Origin of the sequence: Rhizobium sp. PRIMUS64, assembly GCF_023006465.1 — a bacterium.
In the GTDB taxonomy this organism is placed as follows: domain Bacteria; phylum Pseudomonadota; class Alphaproteobacteria; order Rhizobiales; family Rhizobiaceae; genus Rhizobium; species Rhizobium leguminosarum.
Genome location: NZ_JALBGX010000001.1, coordinates 294,776 through 313,848 on the forward strand (window position 1 = coordinate 294,776; position 19,073 = coordinate 313,848).

Annotated in this window: 17 protein-coding genes and 1 pseudogene; 9 read left to right on the top strand and 9 right to left on the bottom strand. The window is 60.8% G+C overall.

Going from position 1 to position 19,073, the window contains the following annotated elements; all coding sequences use genetic code 11:
* Positions 1 to 2: 2 nt before the first annotated feature.
* Positions 3 to 1,049: a Gfo/Idh/MocA family protein gene (locus tag MOV76_RS01345; protein ID WP_210069233.1), complete on the bottom strand. Its 1,047-nt coding sequence runs from the start codon at positions 1,047 to 1,049 to the stop codon at positions 3 to 5.
* A gap of 394 nt (positions 1,050 to 1,443) precedes the next feature.
* On the opposite strand from MOV76_RS01345, the gene MOV76_RS01350 reads away from it, so the two are divergent.
* The 6 genes from MOV76_RS01350 (at position 1,444) to MOV76_RS01375 (ending at position 7,942) form a co-directional block, all read left to right on the top strand.
* Positions 1,444 to 2,742, top strand: coding sequence for an extracellular solute-binding protein (locus MOV76_RS01350; RefSeq protein WP_026188676.1), 1,299 nt, complete (start codon positions 1,444 to 1,446; stop codon positions 2,740 to 2,742).
* A 171-nt stretch (positions 2,743 to 2,913) separates the two neighbouring features.
* A complete protein-coding gene (locus tag MOV76_RS01355) occupies positions 2,914 to 3,843 on the top strand; it encodes a carbohydrate ABC transporter permease (protein WP_018245497.1) in 930 nt (309 codons plus the stop codon).
* The gene (locus tag MOV76_RS01360; protein ID WP_018245496.1) at positions 3,840 to 4,682 is read left to right on the top strand and encodes a carbohydrate ABC transporter permease; all 843 of its coding nucleotides are present in this window, start codon (positions 3,840 to 3,842) and stop codon (positions 4,680 to 4,682) included. The genes MOV76_RS01355 and MOV76_RS01360 overlap by 4 nt, the downstream gene beginning before the upstream one ends.
* A gap of 34 nt (positions 4,683 to 4,716) precedes the next feature.
* Positions 4,717 to 5,955: an ROK family transcriptional regulator gene (locus MOV76_RS01365; protein ID WP_018245495.1), complete on the top strand. Its 1,239-nt coding sequence runs from the start codon at positions 4,717 to 4,719 to the stop codon at positions 5,953 to 5,955.
* Positions 5,956 to 6,003: 48 nt separating this feature from the next.
* On the top strand, positions 6,004 to 6,858 hold the full coding sequence (locus tag MOV76_RS01370; RefSeq protein ID WP_018444616.1) for a sugar phosphate isomerase/epimerase: 855 nt from the start codon (positions 6,004 to 6,006) through the stop codon (positions 6,856 to 6,858).
* A gap of 22 nt (positions 6,859 to 6,880) precedes the next feature.
* On the top strand, positions 6,881 to 7,942 hold the full coding sequence (locus MOV76_RS01375) for an ABC transporter ATP-binding protein (RefSeq protein ID WP_018516913.1): 1,062 nt from the start codon (positions 6,881 to 6,883) through the stop codon (positions 7,940 to 7,942).
* Between the two features lie 108 nt (positions 7,943 to 8,050).
* On the opposite strand, the gene MOV76_RS01380 is transcribed toward MOV76_RS01375, so the two are convergent.
* From MOV76_RS01380 to MOV76_RS01390, 3 genes are all read right to left on the bottom strand, one after another.
* On the bottom strand, positions 8,051 to 9,856 hold the full coding sequence (locus MOV76_RS01380; protein WP_247263613.1) for a methyl-accepting chemotaxis protein: 1,806 nt from the start codon (positions 9,854 to 9,856) through the stop codon (positions 8,051 to 8,053).
* A gap of 10 nt (positions 9,857 to 9,866) precedes the next feature.
* A complete protein-coding gene (locus tag MOV76_RS01385; RefSeq protein ID WP_131702379.1) occupies positions 9,867 to 10,853 on the bottom strand; it encodes a cytochrome-c peroxidase in 987 nt (328 codons plus the stop codon).
* A gap of 374 nt (positions 10,854 to 11,227) precedes the next feature.
* Positions 11,228 to 11,701 carry a ProQ/FINO family protein gene (locus MOV76_RS01390; RefSeq protein WP_168278769.1) on the bottom strand — a complete coding sequence of 158 codons (474 nt, stop codon included), beginning with the start codon at positions 11,699 to 11,701 and terminating at the stop codon, positions 11,228 to 11,230.
* A gap of 276 nt (positions 11,702 to 11,977) precedes the next feature.
* On the opposite strand from MOV76_RS01390, the gene panC reads away from it, so the two are divergent.
* On the top strand, positions 11,978 to 12,889 hold the full coding sequence (gene panC / locus MOV76_RS01395) for a pantoate--beta-alanine ligase (RefSeq protein ID WP_168319008.1): 912 nt from the start codon (positions 11,978 to 11,980) through the stop codon (positions 12,887 to 12,889).
* Complete coding sequence (gene panB / locus MOV76_RS01400; RefSeq protein ID WP_047620097.1) at positions 12,886 to 13,707, top strand: 3-methyl-2-oxobutanoate hydroxymethyltransferase; 822 nt, start codon at positions 12,886 to 12,888, stop codon at positions 13,705 to 13,707. Before panC ends, panB begins: the two co-directional genes overlap by 4 nt.
* Before the next feature lie 21 nt (positions 13,708 to 13,728).
* On the opposite strand, the gene MOV76_RS01405 is transcribed toward panB, so the two are convergent.
* Positions 13,729 to 14,643: a hydrogen peroxide-inducible genes activator gene (locus MOV76_RS01405; protein ID WP_018245487.1), complete on the bottom strand. Its 915-nt coding sequence runs from the start codon at positions 14,641 to 14,643 to the stop codon at positions 13,729 to 13,731.
* Positions 14,644 to 14,789: 146 nt separating this feature from the next.
* Between MOV76_RS01405 and katG the strand changes: the two genes are divergently transcribed.
* A complete protein-coding gene (gene katG / locus MOV76_RS01410; RefSeq protein WP_210069224.1) occupies positions 14,790 to 16,976 on the top strand; it encodes a catalase/peroxidase HPI in 2,187 nt (728 codons plus the stop codon).
* Positions 16,977 to 17,042: 66 nt separating this feature from the next.
* On the opposite strand, the gene MOV76_RS01415 is transcribed toward katG, so the two are convergent.
* The 4 genes and pseudogenes from MOV76_RS01415 to MOV76_RS01430 form a co-directional block, all read right to left on the bottom strand.
* Positions 17,043 to 17,453 (bottom strand): type II toxin-antitoxin system VapC family toxin, encoded by a 411-nt coding sequence (locus MOV76_RS01415; RefSeq protein WP_247263614.1) that lies wholly within the window; start codon positions 17,451 to 17,453, stop codon positions 17,043 to 17,045.
* Positions 17,450 to 17,710, bottom strand: a pseudogene (locus MOV76_RS01420) (antitoxin). Before MOV76_RS01420 ends, MOV76_RS01415 begins: the two are co-directional and overlap by 4 nt.
* 129 nt (positions 17,711 to 17,839) lie before the next feature.
* Positions 17,840 to 18,397 carry a DUF3299 domain-containing protein gene (locus MOV76_RS01425; protein ID WP_047620100.1) on the bottom strand — a complete coding sequence of 186 codons (558 nt, stop codon included), beginning with the start codon at positions 18,395 to 18,397 and terminating at the stop codon, positions 17,840 to 17,842.
* A gap of 209 nt (positions 18,398 to 18,606) precedes the next feature.
* The gene (locus tag MOV76_RS01430) at positions 18,607 to 19,065 is read right to left on the bottom strand and encodes an SgcJ/EcaC family oxidoreductase (protein ID WP_018245483.1); all 459 of its coding nucleotides are present in this window, start codon (positions 19,063 to 19,065) and stop codon (positions 18,607 to 18,609) included.
* Between the last annotated feature and the right edge of the window lie 8 nt (positions 19,066 to 19,073).

Sequence of the window (19,073 nt, forward strand, 5' to 3'; positions counted from 1 at the left end):
GCTCAGCCGAGTGCTTCATCGGCGTGGCTAAGATCGGAAGCCAGCGCCTTGTCCAGGACTTTCTGGATATTGGCCGCCCGCCGGAATGATGGTTCCTGCGTCTTTCCCGCCCGTACGGCCTGGACGAAACGCTGGTAGTTGGTCTCGACCGGATCGAAGGGAACGTCACGCCAGGTCGCCGTGTGCACGTCTTCTCCGAGACAGGCGCGCAACGTCGAGTTTCCGGTATCGTAGATCATCTCGATCGAGCCGGTTTCGCCGTAGACCCTGAGGCGCAGCTGATCCATCTGTCCGGCCGCGGTGCGCGTCGCCTGGATCGTCCCGATCGCCCCATTGGTGAAATCGACATTCATCGTAAAGCTGTCATTCGCATCAAGATCATATTCGCCGATCTTGTGGCCCGGCGCCTTGTCGAAGGTCTTCAGCCGCGCGAAGACATGGGCAACGTCAAGCCCTGAACCGTAGGACGCAAAATCGACGATGTGAATTCCGATATCGCCGAGCGCGCCGTTGGATCCATGTTTTTTGCTCAGCCGCCACAGCCATTTGCTTTCGCTCTTCCAGTCGCCCCAATGACGACCGACCAGCCAGCTTTGCAGATGCGACGCCTCGACATGGCGCACTTGCCCGATTTCGCCGGCGAGCACCATCTGCCGGCCTTTCTGGAGAGCCGGCGAGTTGCGATAGGTGAAATTGACCATGCCGACCTTGCCCGATCGCTCGATGGCTTCGGTCATCTCCATGGCCTTGATCGCATCGGTGGCGAGCGGTTTTTCGCAGAAGACGTGCTTGCCGGCTGCGATCGCCTGCAGCGTCGTCGGGTGGTGAATGCGGTCCGGCGTGACGTTTGCCACTGCGTCGAATTCGCCCCAGGCGAGAGCTTCCTCAAGGGTCGTGAAATGGTTGGCGATGCCATGTTCGGTGCAAAAGGCCGCGAGCCTTTCCGGGACGATATCGACGCCGCCCACGACACTGACGCCTTCGATCGCCTTGAACTTGGCGGCATGCTGGTTGGCCATTCCGCCGGTACCGAGAATGAGTAAACGCATCTTATCCTCCCCTAGCGCATCCTATCGGATGCGGGTGTGTCAGAGCTGAGCTCCGGCGTGCAGCCGGGCAAAATCGCACTCCTGCCATCGCGGCCATCCGCGATCGGCTTCTCTCTGTTTCAGGAAAACTGCGGTCGATGCGCCGTGCGCCCGACAGGACGCTCCATCATGTTAATGGCGCGGATCCTTTTCCGAAAATCGATCTCGATTTTCGGAAATTATGCACTAGCTGCTGTTGATTGTCGCCAGCATCTCAACCTCCCAGGTTCTGGCCTCCCAAGCTGTGGCTTGACATCAAATCAAAGTAACTTAATCTAATTAATGCAGCACGGAAATGAGGAGAGGTCAACCGACCGCCAGGCTGTATCCGTTCAAAATGGGGAGGAGACCCATCATGAAGAGCGCCACCATCAGCGTATTTGCGCTGAGCACCATGTTATTTTCAGCATCTACTTCATTTGCCCAGGAACTTGCCACGAAGGACAGGATTGGCCTTGCCGATGCGCCAAAATCCCTCGTCGTCCGTTTGACGAACGACAGTCCCAACAATTCGGATCCGGCGATCGCCGAGGGCTATCAGAAGCTCTTCGTCGATTTCATCAAGAAGCATCCGGACTGGAAATTGCAGATGCAATTCATGTCCTCTGACATCGGCACGGAACAGGCCAAGATGCTGGAGCAGGCCAAGGCCGGCAACGCGCCTGATTGCGCCGCTGTCGACTCCTTCGTCCTCTCGCAGTTCATGGTCAATCACGTGCTTGCGGACTTCACGCCGTATTTTTCGAAGGAGGAAGTGGATGACCTGTTCCCCTTCATCCGCAGCGGCATCACCGATAAGGACCAGACGGTCCGCGCCTGGTGGTGGGATACGGACCTTCGTGTGCTCTACCGCAACAAGTCGATCGTTGCGGATGCGCCGCAGACATGGGACGACCTGAAAAAGGCCGCGCTCGCCTCCACCAAGGAAGGCATGGAAGGCGTTCTCTTCAATGGCGGGCGCTGGGAAGGGACGACGTTCGACTGGCTCGCGAATTATTGGGCGCTCGGCGGCAAGCTCGTCGACGACTCGGGCAAGCCGGTATTCGGCGAAGGCGAGAACAAGGAGAAATTCCTGAAGGCGCTGAATTATTTCAAGGATCTCGTCGATTCCGGCGCCGCGCCCAAGCGCGTCAGCACGATCGCGAATTACGACGATATGAATGCAGCGGCCGCAGCGGCGACGACAGCTCTCTTCATCGGCGGCAACTGGCAATATGCGCAGCTGAAGGCCACGCTCGACGAAGACGAGTTCAACAACTGGACCTTCTCGCCGATTCCCGGTCCCAGTGCCGATCAGCGCTCGACCGGCACCGGCGGCTGGACGATCGCCTCCTTCAGCAAGGACAAGGACAAGGTCGAGATGTGTGCCAACCTCGCCCGCGAGGTCTATATGGGCCCGGCAAACGCGCTGCAGCAGCAGTTGCCGACCAGGAAATCGCTGTTCGACAAATATGAGGTCTTCTCCACCGAAGCCAACAAGACCTTCGCCAAGGCTCTGGTCGACGGACAGGCGCGCCCTGGTGTGCCGATCTATCCCGAAATCTCCAACCAGATCCAGATCATGATGGGCGACGTGCTCTCGGGGACCAAAAAGCCGGAAGACGCCTTGGATGCCGCCTTCAACGCGGCGCTGGAGGCGTACAAGCGTCTCTAGTGCTTCCGACCGTGACGGCGCCTGCCTGCCAGGCGCCGTCGACCTACGGCGCGCGCCTTTTAATACGCGCAAAGGACGCTGTAACACTTTGAACCTACGCATTCTGCTTTCCGAAAGTCGATTCCGATTTTCGGGCCGATGCGCAAGCCAAACCCGGACAGAGAAGCTTTAATGAGCCCCATCGCCATCGAGGCTGTCAGCCCGCCTCAAAGCAGATCGTTCATGCGCCGTTTTGCCGGCGCGCCCCTGCCCTGGATCATGCCCGTGATCATCGTCATCGGCATCTTCTACCTTTATCCCGTCATCGACGTTTTCAGACTTTCATTCACCAACGCCACGCTGATCGGCGACAATCAGGATTATACGCTGGGGTCGATCACCAATGCGTTGAGCTCGCCGCAGCTGCCCGACATTTTATGGGCGACCCTGATCTTTGTCGGCGGCAGTGTCATCGGTCAGCAGATTTTAGGTCTTGCGGTGGCTGTCGTGGTCATCCGCGGTGAAAAGCGCGGCTTGTTCGGCACCACCATCCTCAGAACGACGGCGCTGGTTGCCTGGGTCGTGCCCGGAATTGCCGGCGGCATCATCTGGCAGATGCTCTTTTCCGAAGCGCCTTATGGCGCGCTGAACAGCATTCTGAGGCTGATGCACATGCCGACCGTCGCCTGGCTCTCGGACCCTGCTATTGCGCCGTGGTCCACCCTCATCTCCAACATATGGCGCGGCACCGCATTTTCGATGGTCGTCATGTATGCGGCGCTGAAGTCGATCGATCCCTCGCTCTATGAAGCGGCCGAGGTCGACGGCGCGACGGCATCGCAGCAGTTTTTCTTCGTCACCCTTCCGCAGCTGCGTGCGGCGATCCTGGTCAATATGATCCTCATCACGATCCAGACGGTGAATACCTTCGATGCGATCATCACGCTGACGGGCGGCGGTCCGGGGCGTGCGACCGAGGTCATCTCACTCTACGTCTTCAATATCGTCTTTAGAAACTACGACCTGTCCGGCGGCAGCGTGCTCTCCGTGCTCATGCTGATCATCAGCCTCGGGCTCGCCTTCGTCTATGCGTCGTTCCTGCCGAAGGAGGAAGAGCAATGAGCGGACGGACCGGAACGCGGCTCGGCGATGCCATGAGCTATCTCTTCATGCTGGTGATGTTCGTGTTCTTCGCCGGCCCCCTCACCTATCTCCTGTCGATGGCGATGCGTGACAAGCGCGAGATCTATCGCGGCGCGGCGCGATATATTCCAAACAATCCCACCATCGATAACTTCATCACGGTTTTGAACAACAGCTACTTTCCGATCTATCTCTGGAATGGTCTCAAGCTTGCCGCCCTCAGTGGGCTGGGCGTCCTGATCGTCGCACTGCCAGCGGCTTACGCCTTTTCCCGATTTCAATTCCGGGGCAAGGGCCTGTCGATGATGGGGCTGCTTCTCTTCCAGATGATCTCGCCGCTCGTCATCATGGTGCCGCTCTATCGCTACATGAACCGTCTCGGCCTGCTGGATACGCATTTTGCCGTCGTCATGGTCTACATCGCGCTGGGAGTTCCGCTGGCGACCTGGCTGTTGAAGAGCACGGTCGACGGCATCCCGCGCAGCCTCGACGAAGCGGCCATGATCGACGGCTGCAACAGGTTTTCCGTCTTCTGGCGCATCGTTCTGCCATTGTCGGCGCCGGGCATAGCCTCGGTCTTCATCATCACGGTGATCGCCGGCTGGTCGCAATTTCTGGTGCCTTTTCTGTTGCTCACAAAAAATGATCTGATGCCGATCGGCGTCGGCATCTTTAACTTCCGCGGCATGCAAACCGACTCGTCCATCCAACTGCTTGCCGCCGCCTGCCTGATCGCGGTCGTTCCGGCGATCGTCGCCTTCCTGTCGCTCCAGCGGCTGATCCTCGGTGCGATGACCAGCGGCGCAGTCAAGGGATGAGCGGTCAGTCTATGCGCAAGGAAGGATTTCGAGCATGAACCAGACACTCGGCGCCAGGCTGTCCCCGGATCTGACCGGCGCCAATGTCGAAGATGCTGGCGAGCACAACAGGGCGGTCGTTCTGCGCTGCATTCATCGCCAGGCGCCGATTTCGCGCGCCGAAATCGCCAGGCGGACGGGTTTTACCAAACCGGCAATCGCCCGGATCGTCGATCGCCTGCTGGACGAGGGGCTGATCATGGAAGCCCGCCGGCGGCATGGGTTGAGAGGCCAGCCGGCAATCGAACTCGAAATCAATCCGGATGCCTGTTTTGCCATCGGGATCAACATCGATCGCGACCATCTGACGATCCTGGCCGTCGATGCCGTCGGCAATGTCCGCGCCCGCGTGCATCACGAGAAACGTTTCATCCTGCCGGCGGAATTCCTGCAGCTAACGGCCGATGCGATTTCGCATTTCCAGCGCAGCCGGCTCATTGACGACGCGCGCCTCGCCGGCATCGGTCTAGCGATGCCGGATTGGCTTGGCGAGATTTCGCTCCTCGGCAAGCCCAAGACCTATCAGGAATGGACAGCATTCGATGTGCGCGCAGCATTGGAAAACCTGACGCAGCACCCCGTCTTCATCGAAAACGAAGCCAATGCCGCCGCCCTTGCCGAACTCGACTATGGACTGGGTGCCGAAAGCAGCAGCTTCTTCTACATCGCCATCAATCCATGCCCGGGTGGTGGCCTCGTGCTCGATGGCAACGGTCATCGTGGCGCCATGGGCCTCAGCGGCGAAATTGGCTGGCTTCCGATTGCCGACGGCGGGGACGGGAAGGCCCATAAGGTCCAGCTTCTCGGCGAGATATTCTCGCTGTTCTTCCTCTATGATTTCCTCGCGCAGCATGGCGTCGAGGTGAGTGTTCCGCACGATCTCCTGACGTTGGATGCGCATGGCAGGCGCCTCGTGTCGCAATGGCTGAAGGAAATGAGCGCGCATCTGGCAGTCGCCGTCAAGCATATCGGCATGATCGTCGACCCCGACGCCGTCCTCGTCGGCGGCCGACTGCCGATCCGCATCGTCGACGAATTGCTGCGCTACGTGCACGAGCATCTCGATGCCGAGGACACCAGCCTTCCCTCGCTTCATCGCGCCTCGCTCGGAGAGGATGCCTCGGCCATGGGAGCGGCGGCCATGCCGATGGCAGCAGCCCTGATGCTCGCATCGGCGGATGCTGCTCAACGCACACGTTCGCCGCTCAAGAATATGGACCGCCTGAACAGTTGAAACGGCCGGCAAGGCCCCACGGATTTTGGTGAAGACGGGAGGATTTTGGTGAAGATCGGCTTTTACACCTCGACATTCAACGATCGCCCCCTGGAGGAAGTGGTGGATTTCGCCGCATCGGCAGGTTTCGACGCAATCGAGATCGATGTCGGCGGCCATATCAAGACGCCCGATCGGGTGGAGGCAGCCGTCGCGCTCGCACGCAGCCGCAACCTCTTCGTGTCGTCGATCACCTATTTCGGCAATCAGCTGGATGCTGACCGCGCAAAGCGTGAGGCGCTTCGGGCGAAGACCGCCGAATTTGCCGGCGCGATCGGTGAAGCGGGTGTCCCAATCTTTGTGATCTTCCCAGGCCGGGACGACACCGCAAGCGACGAAGCCAACTATGATGATTTCGCCGATTTCGCCAACGGCCTGATCGCGCAGACGCAGTCCTACGGCCTGACCTTCGCAATCGAGAACTGGCCGGGTCCGAAGGACAATTTCATCGGAACGACGCCAAGAGGATGGCAGGAGCTTTTTCAGAGAATCAGCGATCCCCGCTTCGGGCTGGAATTCGACCCCTCCCACCTCATTCGCATTGGCGTCGATCCCTACGAGGCGATGGCGACAGTGAAGGATCGTATTGCCATCCTTCACGCCAAGGACACGGCAATCGATCCGGGGAGCCTGCAGGCTGTCGGCTACCACGGCAAGGGTTGGTGGCAATACAAGCTGCCGGGGCTCGGCCTCATCGATTGGCCGAGGTTCCTGCGCCAGGCTCGCGCGGCTGGCTTCGACGGCACGTTGTCGATCGAACATGAGGATGCCGCCTATGGCTGGCCGGGCAAGGACTTAGCCGCTCGCAAAGACGGCGAGCGCCTCGGCCTCGATTATTTGAGAAATGTCCTGAGCGGACTTTGATAGCGATTTCGGGAGGACGGTTATGGCCCATGTTTCGGTCAACAATGCGCGCAAGGATTATGGCGCGTTCAAAGCCATCAAAGGCGTATCGGTCGACATTGGCGACGGCGAGTTCGTCGTTCTGGTCGGCCCCTCTGGCTGTGGAAAATCCACGCTTTTGAGGATGATTGCCGGCCTGGAGGGCATTACCTCAGGGCAGATCCAGATCGGAAAGCATATCGTCAACGAGCTTGCGCCCAAGGATCGGGACATCGCCATGGTGTTCCAGAATTACGCACTCTACCCGCATATGACCGTTGCAAAGAACATGGGCTTTTCGCTGCGGCTGAAACGAATGCCGCGGACGGAGATCGATCAGCGGGTGGGCAACGCCGCGAAGATTCTCGGCCTCGAAAGTCTCCTGGAGAGATATCCGAAGCAGCTTTCTGGCGGCCAGAGACAGCGCGTGGCGATGGGCCGGGCAATCGTGCGCGACCCGGCCGTCTTTCTCTTCGACGAACCCCTGTCGAACCTCGATGCCAAGCTCAGGGTGCAGATGCGCTCGGAGATCAAGGAATTGCATCAACGGCTGCAGACGACGACCATCTATGTCACCCACGACCAGATCGAAGCCATGACCATGGCCGACAAGATCGTCGTCATGAAGGACGGTCTGATCGAGCAGTCGGGTTCTCCGTTGGAATTGTACGATCGTCCGAACAACCTTTTCGTCGCCGGATTCATCGGCTCGCCGGCGATGAATTTCATCAGTGGCCACATGACGGAAGATGGGTTTCGAACCGCCGATGGCCTGCTCCTGCCGAGCGAGCGCCGTCCGCCTGAAGCCGTGACCTACGGCATTCGTCCCGAGCATCTCCGGTTGGACCCGGGCGGCATCGAGGTCACAACGGTGGTCGTAGAGCCCACGGGTTCGGAAACGCTGCTCATCGCCCGGTTGGGAACGCAGACGCTCACTTGCGTCTTCAGGGACCGGATCAGGGCAGCCCCCGGCGAGGTGCTGAGGATTGCGCCAATCCACGATGCGGTTCATCTGTTTGCCGGAGACGAGCAGCGGATCACATCAGGCGAAGCTCCGTTGAACTGACCCGGCCGATTGCCCCCTCCCCTTCGGCCGGCGCCAGCCGGGGGCGCGTTTTCCGCGCCCCCGGCCCCGAAACTCTCAGTCCTTCACGGTCGGTTTTCCGCGCTCGGTTCAGGCTGCGTCGCGATACGTTCGGGTGTCGGGCCGTGTCCTGCCCAATTCGAACTGCGTGACCAGTTCGCGCAGGCGCTCGGCCTCGCTGGCGAGCGTGATGCTGGCGGCTGTGGTTTCCTCCACCATCGAGGCGTTCTGCTGGGTCACCTGGTCGAGCTGGACCATTGCCGAATTGACCTCCGACAGGTTCGTCGCCTGTTCGCGCGCCGAGGCCGCCAGCGCTTCCATGCGCTGATTGATATCGGCAATGAAGCGGCCGATATCGCCAAGCGCTGCGCCGGTGTGGCTGACCAGTTCAACGCCGCTGGCGACGTTGGCGGATGCCCGCCCGATCAGGTCCTTGATCTCTTTGGCGGCTTGGGCCGAGCGTTGCGCAAGTTCGCGCACTTCCTGGGCGACAACGGCGAAACCTTTGCCGGCTTCGCCGGCCCGGGCGGCCTCCACACCGGCATTGAGCGCCAACAAATTGGTCTGGAAGGCAATCTGATCGATGACGCCGATGATGTTGTTGATCTGCTTGGAGGATTCCTGGATCTGATCCATGGCCTCGACCGTCTGGGCCACCACCTTGCCCGAAGCCATGGCGCTGCGGTTGGCGTCGTCGGCGACGCTGCGAGCCTCTTTGGCGATCTCGAAAGCTTCCGTGACCTTGGCGGTAACGGCGTTCAGCGCCGCGGCGGTCTGTTCGAGCGTCGCCGCCTGCCGTTCGGTGCGGCCGGAGAGTTCGTTGGAGCCGTTGCTGATTTCGCGAGTGCCTGAATTGATGATCGAAACGCTTTCGGAAACGGAAAGAAGCGTATCGCCGAGTTGCTTGACGGAGGCGTTGAAATCATGCCTCAGCGGCTCGAATTCCGGCGCAAACGCATCCGCAAGCTTGAAGGCGAGATCGCCCTGGGCGAGCCGCTTCAGGCCGGCGGCAAGGCCTGATGTGGCGACCGTCAGCCGTTCCGCCGCGCTCAGCTCCGCCTGCTCCTGGTCCGCCAGGCGGTTTGCTTCCGCCAGGCGACGGTTCTCCTCGGCCTCGCTTTCGAGTTGGCCGCGGGCGATGGCATTCTGACGGAAGACTTCCACCGAACCGGCCATCAGGCCGATTTCGTCGCGACGCCCCGCATAGGGGATCACCTTATCCGTCTCACCGGCTGCGAGTTCCTGCATGGATTGGGTGATGCGCTGGATCGGGCGCGACACATGCCGGGCGATGGCGATGAGAATGCCGAGGCCAACGATCGCGGCAATGGCCCCCAATGCCAATTCGATTTCGATCTTCGATTCCAACGCGCTGCCCGCGGCGGCGACGCTCTCGGTTGCTATTTTGTCGACGATCGTGTTGACGGCGGCAATGCCGGTAAGGATCGCCTGCTGCGAGCGCGCCAGCTTCTCGGCCGTCGGGACTTCGTCCGCTTGCTGCAGCCCGAGACTGATCCTGACGTCCTTTTCCCAGGCATCATGGGCCTGGCGGAGCGACCGGACGCCCTCGGTCAGCGAACCGGCGAGATCGACGCTGCCAAGCTTATCGAGCGACTGCACCAGCGCGCCGTTGCTCTCTTCGAACCCGGCCTTGATCTCGGCCGCCGGGACGAAATTCGTCATCGACAGCACCCGGTCCACCACGGAAGTGGCTTCCTTGAACTGCTGTTCGATATGGGCCGAGGCTATCTTGGCGTTCACCGCCTGCTGCACCACCGCAGCGACCTGGGTCTGGCCGAGGATCGCCTGGTAGCCGATCAGGAATGCGCTGCCGAAGCCGACGATGATCGTGACCACCATCGGAGCGAGAATCTGCATGCGTATGGAGAGTTTCATTGCCTGCACCTCAGTTCGGCAGCGTCGGCAGGGGGATGTCTTGCTTTTCGGCGGTCAGAGTTCCCAAGAACGCGATCAGATCTTTGTTCTCCTGGTCCGTCAGCAGGAAGGGAGACATCGCCCGATCAAGGGACGGACGGCTGACGCCGCCGCTTTCATAATGGACGATCACCTCATCCATGCTCTTCAGGCTGCCGTCATGCATATAGGGGCCACGGTAGAGCGTGTTGCGCAGGCCGGGCGTCTTGAAGGCATATTTGTTGTCAGGGCTGCTCGCATCGATCTTGTAGCGGCCGATATCGTCGCTCGGCAAGCCGATGTCATGGAACTTGTTGTCGGTGAAGTTCCAGCCTGTGTGGCAGGAGGAACAGCCGGCGGCGCCGGTGAACAGCTCGAAGCCCCGTTTGGCGCTGTCGGAGACCGCCTTCTCGTCGCCGTCCACCCAGCGGTCGAAGGGCGACCAGTTGGAAACCACTGTCCGCTCATAGGTGGCGATCGCCGTCAGCATCGTCTCCTTGGTGACTCCCTTGTCAGGGAATACCTCGTCGAACCACTTCTTGTAATCAGGTATACCTTGCATTTCGGTCACGGCGGTGTCGAGCTTGCCGTTCATTTCCGCGGCAGCCGTAATCGGACCTGCCGCTTGCTCCTCCAGGTTCGGCGCGCGGCCATCCCAGAAGAAGGGCGAGACCCAGGCAACATTCAGGACCGTCGGCGCCTGGCGCGCGAGCGCGGTATTGGCCGCGCCGATCGGCGTCGTCACCGGTGTCTCGAAGCCGAAGGAAGGGTTATGACAGCTGGCGCAGGTCATGTTCTTGTTGCCGGAAAGCCGCGGGTCGAAGAACAGCATCTTGCCGAGCGTCGCCAGTTGAGGGGAGTAGGCCGTCACGCCCTCGAAAGGGACTGTCAGCGGCCGCTTATACGCGGAAAGATCGGCGGCCGCGCCAGGCTGGACGACGGTCAATGCGAGTAAGGAGGCTGCAATCAGGAAACGCATCGTTCTAGCAAGTCCGAACTTGGTTCTGGATTATGCTAAAATTAGCGTCATTACGTTAAATCTATGTAAAGCAATCAATACCTGAGTTACACACGAAAGTTTGGGGGGCCAACGTGACGCTCGCGGATATTGATCGCCTCGAAAGACAATATCAGGCTCCAACTATTGCCCTTCAGAATGACGACCACGGTTCCGGCCTTGCTTGGCGCACTCAGGAACGAGCCGAGCAAATGTCGAGATATGAGGCTTTGAGGAGATCGACCAGCTGGAACCAGCGAAACGATCTATGCAAACTGGAAAAGTTCTCCGCACCATCACGCGGCAAACTGCAAACGACTTCAAGGTAGCTTGTTTGAGCAAACCTCATCCCCGCTCTAGCTGACGGCGCTTCTCTTGCCGAGGAGGGCTGCGCGGATCTGTTCGCTTTTGCTCAACGAGGTAGGAGGAACCGGTGGTGTCGGCTCTGGCGCGTCGGCTTTGCCGGTGGTCTGCTTGACGCTCAGGAAGCGTTTTTGCGCGACCATCCGGTCTTCGGACGACAGTGGTTCGACGGGTTCGCCGTCAAGGCCGTGGCGCATGGAATCGGGCTGGGCGCTGGCAAAATAGTAGCGCCGGCAGTGGACATAGGCAGCGGTCGCCCGCCGCAGCGTCGTGACGCCGGCATCGGGCTTCAGGAGCGGTCGGAGTTCATTGAAAAGGCCGACGGCAAAAGGGAGGACCGGATCTCCCGCCTTGGCCGGAAGGACGCCGACTGGCCGGATCAGCAACGTGCTGATCGCGTTTGCCTTCTCCACGTCGAGCTCGGTTGCCGCAATCGGTCCGCGGCTGATCTTCCAGGGCTTGTCCATGCGTCCTCCATGTAACGTCCATAGCGACCGACTGTGATAGTATCTTGACGGACAGGGTGAGCAACGGAAGTCGCACATCGTCGGTTCCACTGCAAGCCTGCGAACGCAGCGCGGGAGCCGTGTGGCGAAATGCCGTTTCCCAGAGCTAATGGAGCATGGTGTCGTCGGCTGCCATTTGCATCTAATCGTTTTTATCGAGAAATATGCATTGACCTGCCACATCGATTACACTTCATATCCGCGCCCAAGATGGAGTGACCGGCCGGGGGAGGATATATGCGGGTTTTCTCGAGCATTGACGAGCTGCGCCATACGCTCGATGCGCTGAGGCGGCAGGGTCGGACCGTCGGCCTCGTCCCGACGATGGGCTATCTCCACGCCGGTCATATGGAGCTCGTCTCGCGCGCTCGCGCCGAAAACGACATCGTCGTCGTCTCGATTTTCGTCAATCCGCTGCAGTTCGGCCCGGCGGAAGACCTCAGCAAATATCCGCGCGATCTGGAGCGCGATGCCACCATGCTGAGGCAAGCCGGCGTCAATTTCCTCTTTTCGCCCGGCGTTGAGGATATGTATCCTCGCCCGATGCTTGCTGTCGTCGACGTTCCCGATCTCGGCCGCGAACTCGAAGGGGCGGTCCGGCCCGGACATTTTGCCGGCGTCGCCACTGTCGTCTGCAAGCTTTTCAACATCGTCCAGCCGCAGACCGCCTATTTCGGAGAAAAGGATTACCAGCAGGTCGTCATCATCAAGCGCATGGTGGACGATCTGGCCGTGCCGGTGCGCGTGATATCCGTGCCGACGGTCAGGGATAGCGACGGCCTCGCATTGTCGTCGCGCAACGTCTATCTCAGCGAGGCGGAGCGGCGTGCCGCGGTGATTGTCCCTCAGACCCTTGACGAGGCGGAGCGCCTGGTCGCCGGCGGCCTTGCCGATCCGGCGGAACTCGAGGCAAGGCTCACGGCGTTTCTTAGTCGCGAATCTCTGGCAAAGCCCGAGGTCGTCGCCGTCAGGGATGCCTCGACGCTGCAGCCGGTGACGTCGATCGCAGAGCCTGTCGTCGTGGCGCTTTTCGTTCGGGTCGGCTCGACACGGCTTCTCGACAACAGGGTTGTTGTCGACAACCGAGTTGCCGGGAGCAACCGGGTTATCGGCGGGCGGGGCTTGCCGGGAAAGGGAGTGACCAGATGAGCGCGGCCGGAATTCAGAAGCGCCTGACACCAGCGCGCATTTCAGCCATGAAGGGCGGCAAGCCGATCGTCTGCCTGACCGCCTATACGACGCCCATGGCGCGGCTGCTTGACGAACATTGCGACCTCTTGCTGGTCGGGGATTCGCTCGGCATGGTGCTCTATGGCATGGAGTCCACCATCGGCGTCACGCTCGACATGATGATCGCCCACGGCAAGGCGGTGATGCGCGGCGTCGACAAGGCCTGCGTCGTTGTCGACATGCCGTTCGGCACCTACCAGGAATCGAAGGAGATCGCCTTCCGCAACGCTGTCCGCATCCTGCAGGAAACCGGCTGCGATGCCATCAAGCTCGAGGGCGGCGAGGAGATGGCCGAGACCATCGCCTTTCTGACCAAGCGGGGGGTCCCGGTCATGGGGCATATCGGTCTGATGCCACAGCAGGTCCAAACCGCAGGCGGCTATCGTTCTGTCGGTCATTCCGAACACGAGACGTCGAAGATCCGGCGCGACGCTCATGCCATCGGCGGCTCCGGCGCCTTTGCCGTCGTCATCGAGGGCACGGTAGAGCCGCTCGCCCGCGAGGTGACCGGCGCCATGCACATCCCGACCATCGGTATCGGCGCCTCTTCCGCCTGCGACGGTCAGGTTCTGGTCTCCGACGACATTCTGGGGCTCTTCAACGATTTCATCCCGCGTTTCGTCAAGCGCTACGACGAACTCGGCAAGAGGATTTCGGCCGCCGCCGCCGCTTATGCCGGCGAGGTCCGGTCGCGACAGTTTCCGGCCACGGAGCATACGTTCAAGCGGCGATCCTGAGGCGAGGCAATACCAGGTCCATCACCGCGCGACATACTGTTCGCGCATGCTGTCGGCCGAGCGGCGAACGGCCTCGGAAACCTGCACGAGCTGCTTGGCCATGGGCGTCGAATGGCGCCAAATCATTCCGATCGTTCGCGACGGCTGCGGAGACTGGAAGCGCGAAATCGAAACATGCGCCGAGCGCGTTTCGAGAGGAACAGCCATCTCCGGAATCAGGGTGATGCCAATACCGGCGCTGACCATCTGAACCAGAGTGGATAAAGAGCTGCCTTCCATGACTTCCCGGGGCCGGGCCGGCCCTATCTTGCAGAACGACAAGGCCTGATCGCGAAAGCAATGGCCTTCCTCAAGCAGCAGCAACCGCATTTCGCGCAGCGCCTCGCGTTCGGGCACCGGCTTGCCCTCGTCTTCGGGCCGCCGGACCAGTACAAACTCTTCCTTGAAGAGCTCGTGCTCGGTTAAGGAGGGTTCGGACACGGGCAAAGCAACGATTGCAGTGTCCAGCTGGCCTTGCGCCAACTCCTGAACCAGCTTCGACGTCTGCGTCTCGCGCACCTCGATTTGGATACCGGCAAAGCTCCTGTTCAGATCGTTGATGATCGCTGGCAACAGATAGGGTGCAATCGTTGGGATGATGCCGATGCGCAGCCGCGTCAGGAAGGGATCGCGCGAGGTCCGCGCCAGCTCCGCCAACTCATCCACGCCACGCAGTATATCGCGGATCCTGAGAGCCACGGTCTGACCGAAGGCGGTCAGCTTCACCTCACGCGCATTACGCTCGAAAAGCTCACCGCCCAACTCTTGCTCAAGTTCTTTGATTTGCATTGACAATGCCGGCTGGGAGATCGCACAGGCGTCGGCAGCGCGTCGGAAGCGGCCATCTCTGGCCAGTGCTTCAAAATAACGTAGCTGTTTCAGGGTAAGGTTCTTCATAACCTCAGCTTATCGCAACGATCAGTAAATCCAACTTAAAATTATGACGCGCTTCCGATATGAAGACTGCCACAAGGGGAGAGTGGGGCGTAAGCTCGGCTCATCTTTTTTACGCGCAGACAGATCAAGCAACGAAGGAGACGATCATGGACAATCCCACTGACAGCGCAGGCAAATGTCCTGTTGCCCACGGCAATACGCCTCGCAGCCGATCGAATCGCGACTGGTGGCCGGACCAGCTGAATGTGCAGATTCTTCACCACAATTCCGGCCGCGCCGACCCGCTCGGGCAAGCCTTCGACTATGCCGAGGAGTTCAAAAAGCTCGATCTCGACGGCCTGAAGAAGGATCTTCACGCGCTGATGACGGATTCACAGGATTGGTGGCCGGCCGATTTCGGTCATTACGGCGGCCTGTTCATCCGCATGGCCTGGCACAGCGCCGGCACCTACCGCATCACCGACGGTCGCGGCGGCGCCGGCCAGGGCCAGCAGCGTTTCGCGCCGCTCAACAGCTGGCCTGACAATGCCAACCTCGACAAGGCCCGCCGCCTGCTGTGGCCGATCAAGCAGAAATACGGCAACCGCATCTCCTGGGCTGACCTTCTGATCCTCACCGGCAACGTCGCGCTCGAATCCATGGGCTTCAAGACCTTTGGTTTCGCCGGCGGCCGCGCCGACGTCTGGGAGCCTGAGGAACTGTTCTGGGGCCCTGAGGGAACCTGGCTGGGCGATGAGCGCTACAGCGGCGAACGCGAGCTGGCAGAGCCGCTCGGCGCCGTGCAGATGGGCCTCATCTATGTCAACCCCGAAGGCCCGAACGGCAATTCCGATCCGCTGGCTTCCGCCCGCGACATCCGCGAAACCTTCGCTCGCATGGCGATGAACGACGAAGAAACCGTGGCGCTGATCGCCGGCGGCCACACCTTCGGCAAGACGCATGGCGCCGGCGACCCGTCCCTGATCGGCGCCGAGCCGGAAGGCGGCGCGATCGAGGACCAGGGTCTCGGCTGGAAGAGCTCGTTCGGCACCGGCGTCGGCAAGGATGCCATCACCGCCGGCCTCGAAGTCACCTGGTCGCAGACACCGACCAAGTGGAGCAACTACTTCTTCGAAAACCTCTTCGCCTTCGAATGGGAACTGACGACGAGCCCGGCCGGCGCGAAGCAGTGGCAGGCCAAAAATGCCGAAGCCTCCATTCCGGATGCCTACGACGCCTCGAAGAGGCACCTGCCGACCATGCTGACGAGCGATCTCGCGCTGCGTTTCGATCCGACCTACGAGAAGATCTCGCGCCACTTCCTCGAAAATCCCGGCGAGTTCGCCGACGCTTTCGCCCGCGCCTGGTTCAAGCTGACCCACCGCGACATGGGACCGAAGGTGCGCTATCTCGGCCCGGAAGTTCCGGCCGAAGACCTGATCTGGCAGGATGTGATCCCGACCGTCGACCATCCGCTCGTCGACGACAAGGACATTGCCGAACTGAAGGAAAAGGTTCTCGCCACCGGCCTTACCGTGCAGGAACTGGTCTCGACCGCCTGGGCGTCGGCCTCGACCTTCCGCGGCTCCGACAAGCGCGGCGGCGCCAATGGCGCGCGCGTCCGTCTTGCCCCGCAGAAGGACTGGGACGCCAATCAGCCCGCCCAGCTCGCCAAGGTGCTCGGCGTTCTCGAAGGCATCCAGAAGGACTTCAACGCCGCCCAGACCGGGGCCAAGAAGATCTCGCTGGCCGACCTGATCGTCCTCGCCGGTGCTGCCGGTGTCGAGAAGGCGGCAGCGGCCGGCGGCAACGCCGTCAGCGTGCCCTTCACGCCGGGCCGCATGGATGCTTCCGAAGCCCAGACCGACGCGCATTCCTTCGCAGCGCTCGAGCCGCGTATCGACGGCTTCCGCAACTACGTGAACGGCAAGCGCCATCAGTTCATGAAGCCGGAAGAAGCGCTCGTCGACCGCGCCCAGCTCTTGACGCTGACCGGACCTGAAATGACCGCCCTCGTCGGCGGCCTGCGCGTGCTGAAGGCCGGCGCCCCCGAGCACGGCGTCTTCACCTCGCGTCCCGAGACGCTGACAAACGACTTCTTCGTCAACCTGCTCGACATGGGCACGCAGTGGGTTCCTGTCGCCGGCAAGGAAGGCGTCTATGAAGGCCGCGACCGCAAGACCGGCGCTGCCAAGTGGACCGGCACCCGCGTCGACCTGATCTTCGGCTCGCACTCGCAGCTTCGCGCCTTCGCCGAAGTCTACGGCCAGGCCGACGCCAAGGGGAAGTTCGTCAAGGACTTCGTCGCCGCCTGGAACAAGGTCATGAACGCCGACCGCTTCGACCTCGTCTGATCGGCAGCATTTTACCCGGGCGCAGTTTCGGCTGCACCCGGGCATTTTTTCATCGGAGGCGGGAATCTATCGCCCGACCGTCCAGTCCTCGACAAGCAGACCATCGACGCGGCGGAATTTCCCGACATTGTTGGTGACGAGAACCAGATCCCGGGTCCTCGCCTGAGCGGCGATCAGAACATCATAGGGGCCGATCGGCGTTCCCTTTGCCGCCAATGCGGCACGGATCTCCCCAGCGGCCAACGCATCCTCCTGCTCGAAGCCGACGACTGAGAAATCCGCCACGAACAGGCGCAGGGTTTCGAGATTGTAGGAAATTTTCGTGCTTTTATAGGCGCCATAATAGAGCTCGTGCATCACCACGGTCGACAGCCCGATCGATCTCTCGTTGCTGTCGATCACGCGCTTCAGCAGTATTTCGGATTTTCTGCCGATCAGGGCGATTACCGCATTGGTGTCGACAAGATGTGTGATCACTTGAACAGGTCCTGAAGATCAGGCCTCTCCTGCCCTTCCGGCTGCTCTCGCCCTTCCGCCATGAAATCGTCGCTGAGGCCGCGCTCCAAGGCGCTATGCAACGATGCCCACCTCATGCAGCGATCGGCCCGTGGCCGAAGGATCACAGCATCGCCCTCCCGCGTCACCTCCACCTGGTCGACGTCGAAGCGGAATTACTTCGGCAGCCGGACGGCTTGCGAATTGCCGGATTGAAAGACACGCGCATATTGCGGCATAGGGACTCCTCCGCAGTTTGTATATATGCCGTTGTATACACGCGATTGGCGGTAGTGATGCAAGAAGCCGTCTCTGCGCCTTCGAACGGATTTAGATTTTAGGCCGAACAGGCCTAAAATCATCCTGTTCTAGCGAGGCAGAATGCCGAAAGGCGAAAGTGACAGCAGATCGGGATCAGTCGTCGCCGTTACTGTCGCTACCTGGGCATGGCTTATGCTGTAGCCGTAGGTGAGGACGCGGTCACCGTCGATCATGAAGAATTGCGCCTGATCCAGGCCGGGTCGCAGGTTACCCGTCACGGTGACACTCTCGTACATTCTTGCCAGGTGCAATGGCTCTTCCGGAACGACACGAACCAGTTGGTTGGGTGGAGGAGACGGCATGTGACTGCAGGCTCCGGCCCAAGGCACGAGCATGAATTCGTAGACAAGATCGCCGTCCTGGTCGATCGGCAAAACGAAGCCCGTCAATTCGATTGGATGCACCTCGCCATGCCAGGCGAGTGTTTCGCCCTGTGGGCCGCTCACCGCCTTGCCCGACAGCGGCACTGTCGCTTTGGGCTGATCGGCCGGCCGTAAAGCGCTCCAGAAGATAGGCTGTGCGGCAGCGAAGGCGTTAGAAATTGGCCATGCGGAACCAAATGCCAGCGCCGCGAACGTCAGGAGGAAAGGTTTGTCTTTCATCATTGCATCTCCACCGGGCCGGCCGCTTTGACCACCTTGCCGCTGCCGTGAGGATGCTACTCTCGATCCGGTTCGGCCGTCAAAGCTTCCGGCGCGCTCGGCAGAGGCCCGAGCATGACGAAAGAGACGTTGGCGTGCTTCGTCAGCAGTCAGGAGACCCCGCGTGGGGTGAACACGGGGTCTCCCTGACGGACCAACAGAACGATGAAGCCTTACTTCTCCGGCATCATCGAAGAGTGGTGCGAGGTGATCAGCCAATTCCCGTCCTTGAACTCATAGGTATAGGTGTAGCGGGCCGGAACCTTCGAGCCGTCCTTCAGGCTGAAGGTGTAAGTGCCGACGTCGACGGCCCAGTTACATCCGATCTGGATGTCGCGGCTGTCGATGTGGCCTTTGGGCTCGTTCGCCAGGAAATGCTCGAAATAGTCGATCCGCTCCGTCTGCGTCAGACGAGGTTTGTCCGACAAGGTCGCGAGAAGCACGGAGTCCTCACTGTAGTTCTTGGCGACCTCCTGGGGGCTCAGCGTCGCGAGCGAGGTATTCCAGCGGTCGAAGAGCTTGGCGATTTCCGGCTCGCTTGTCGGCGCACAGGTTGCGATTTCGGTAGCAGCCGCGGCCGACTGGACCTGTACGAAACCGAGAACGAGGGCGGCAGCAATGATGGTACGCATTTTGACTT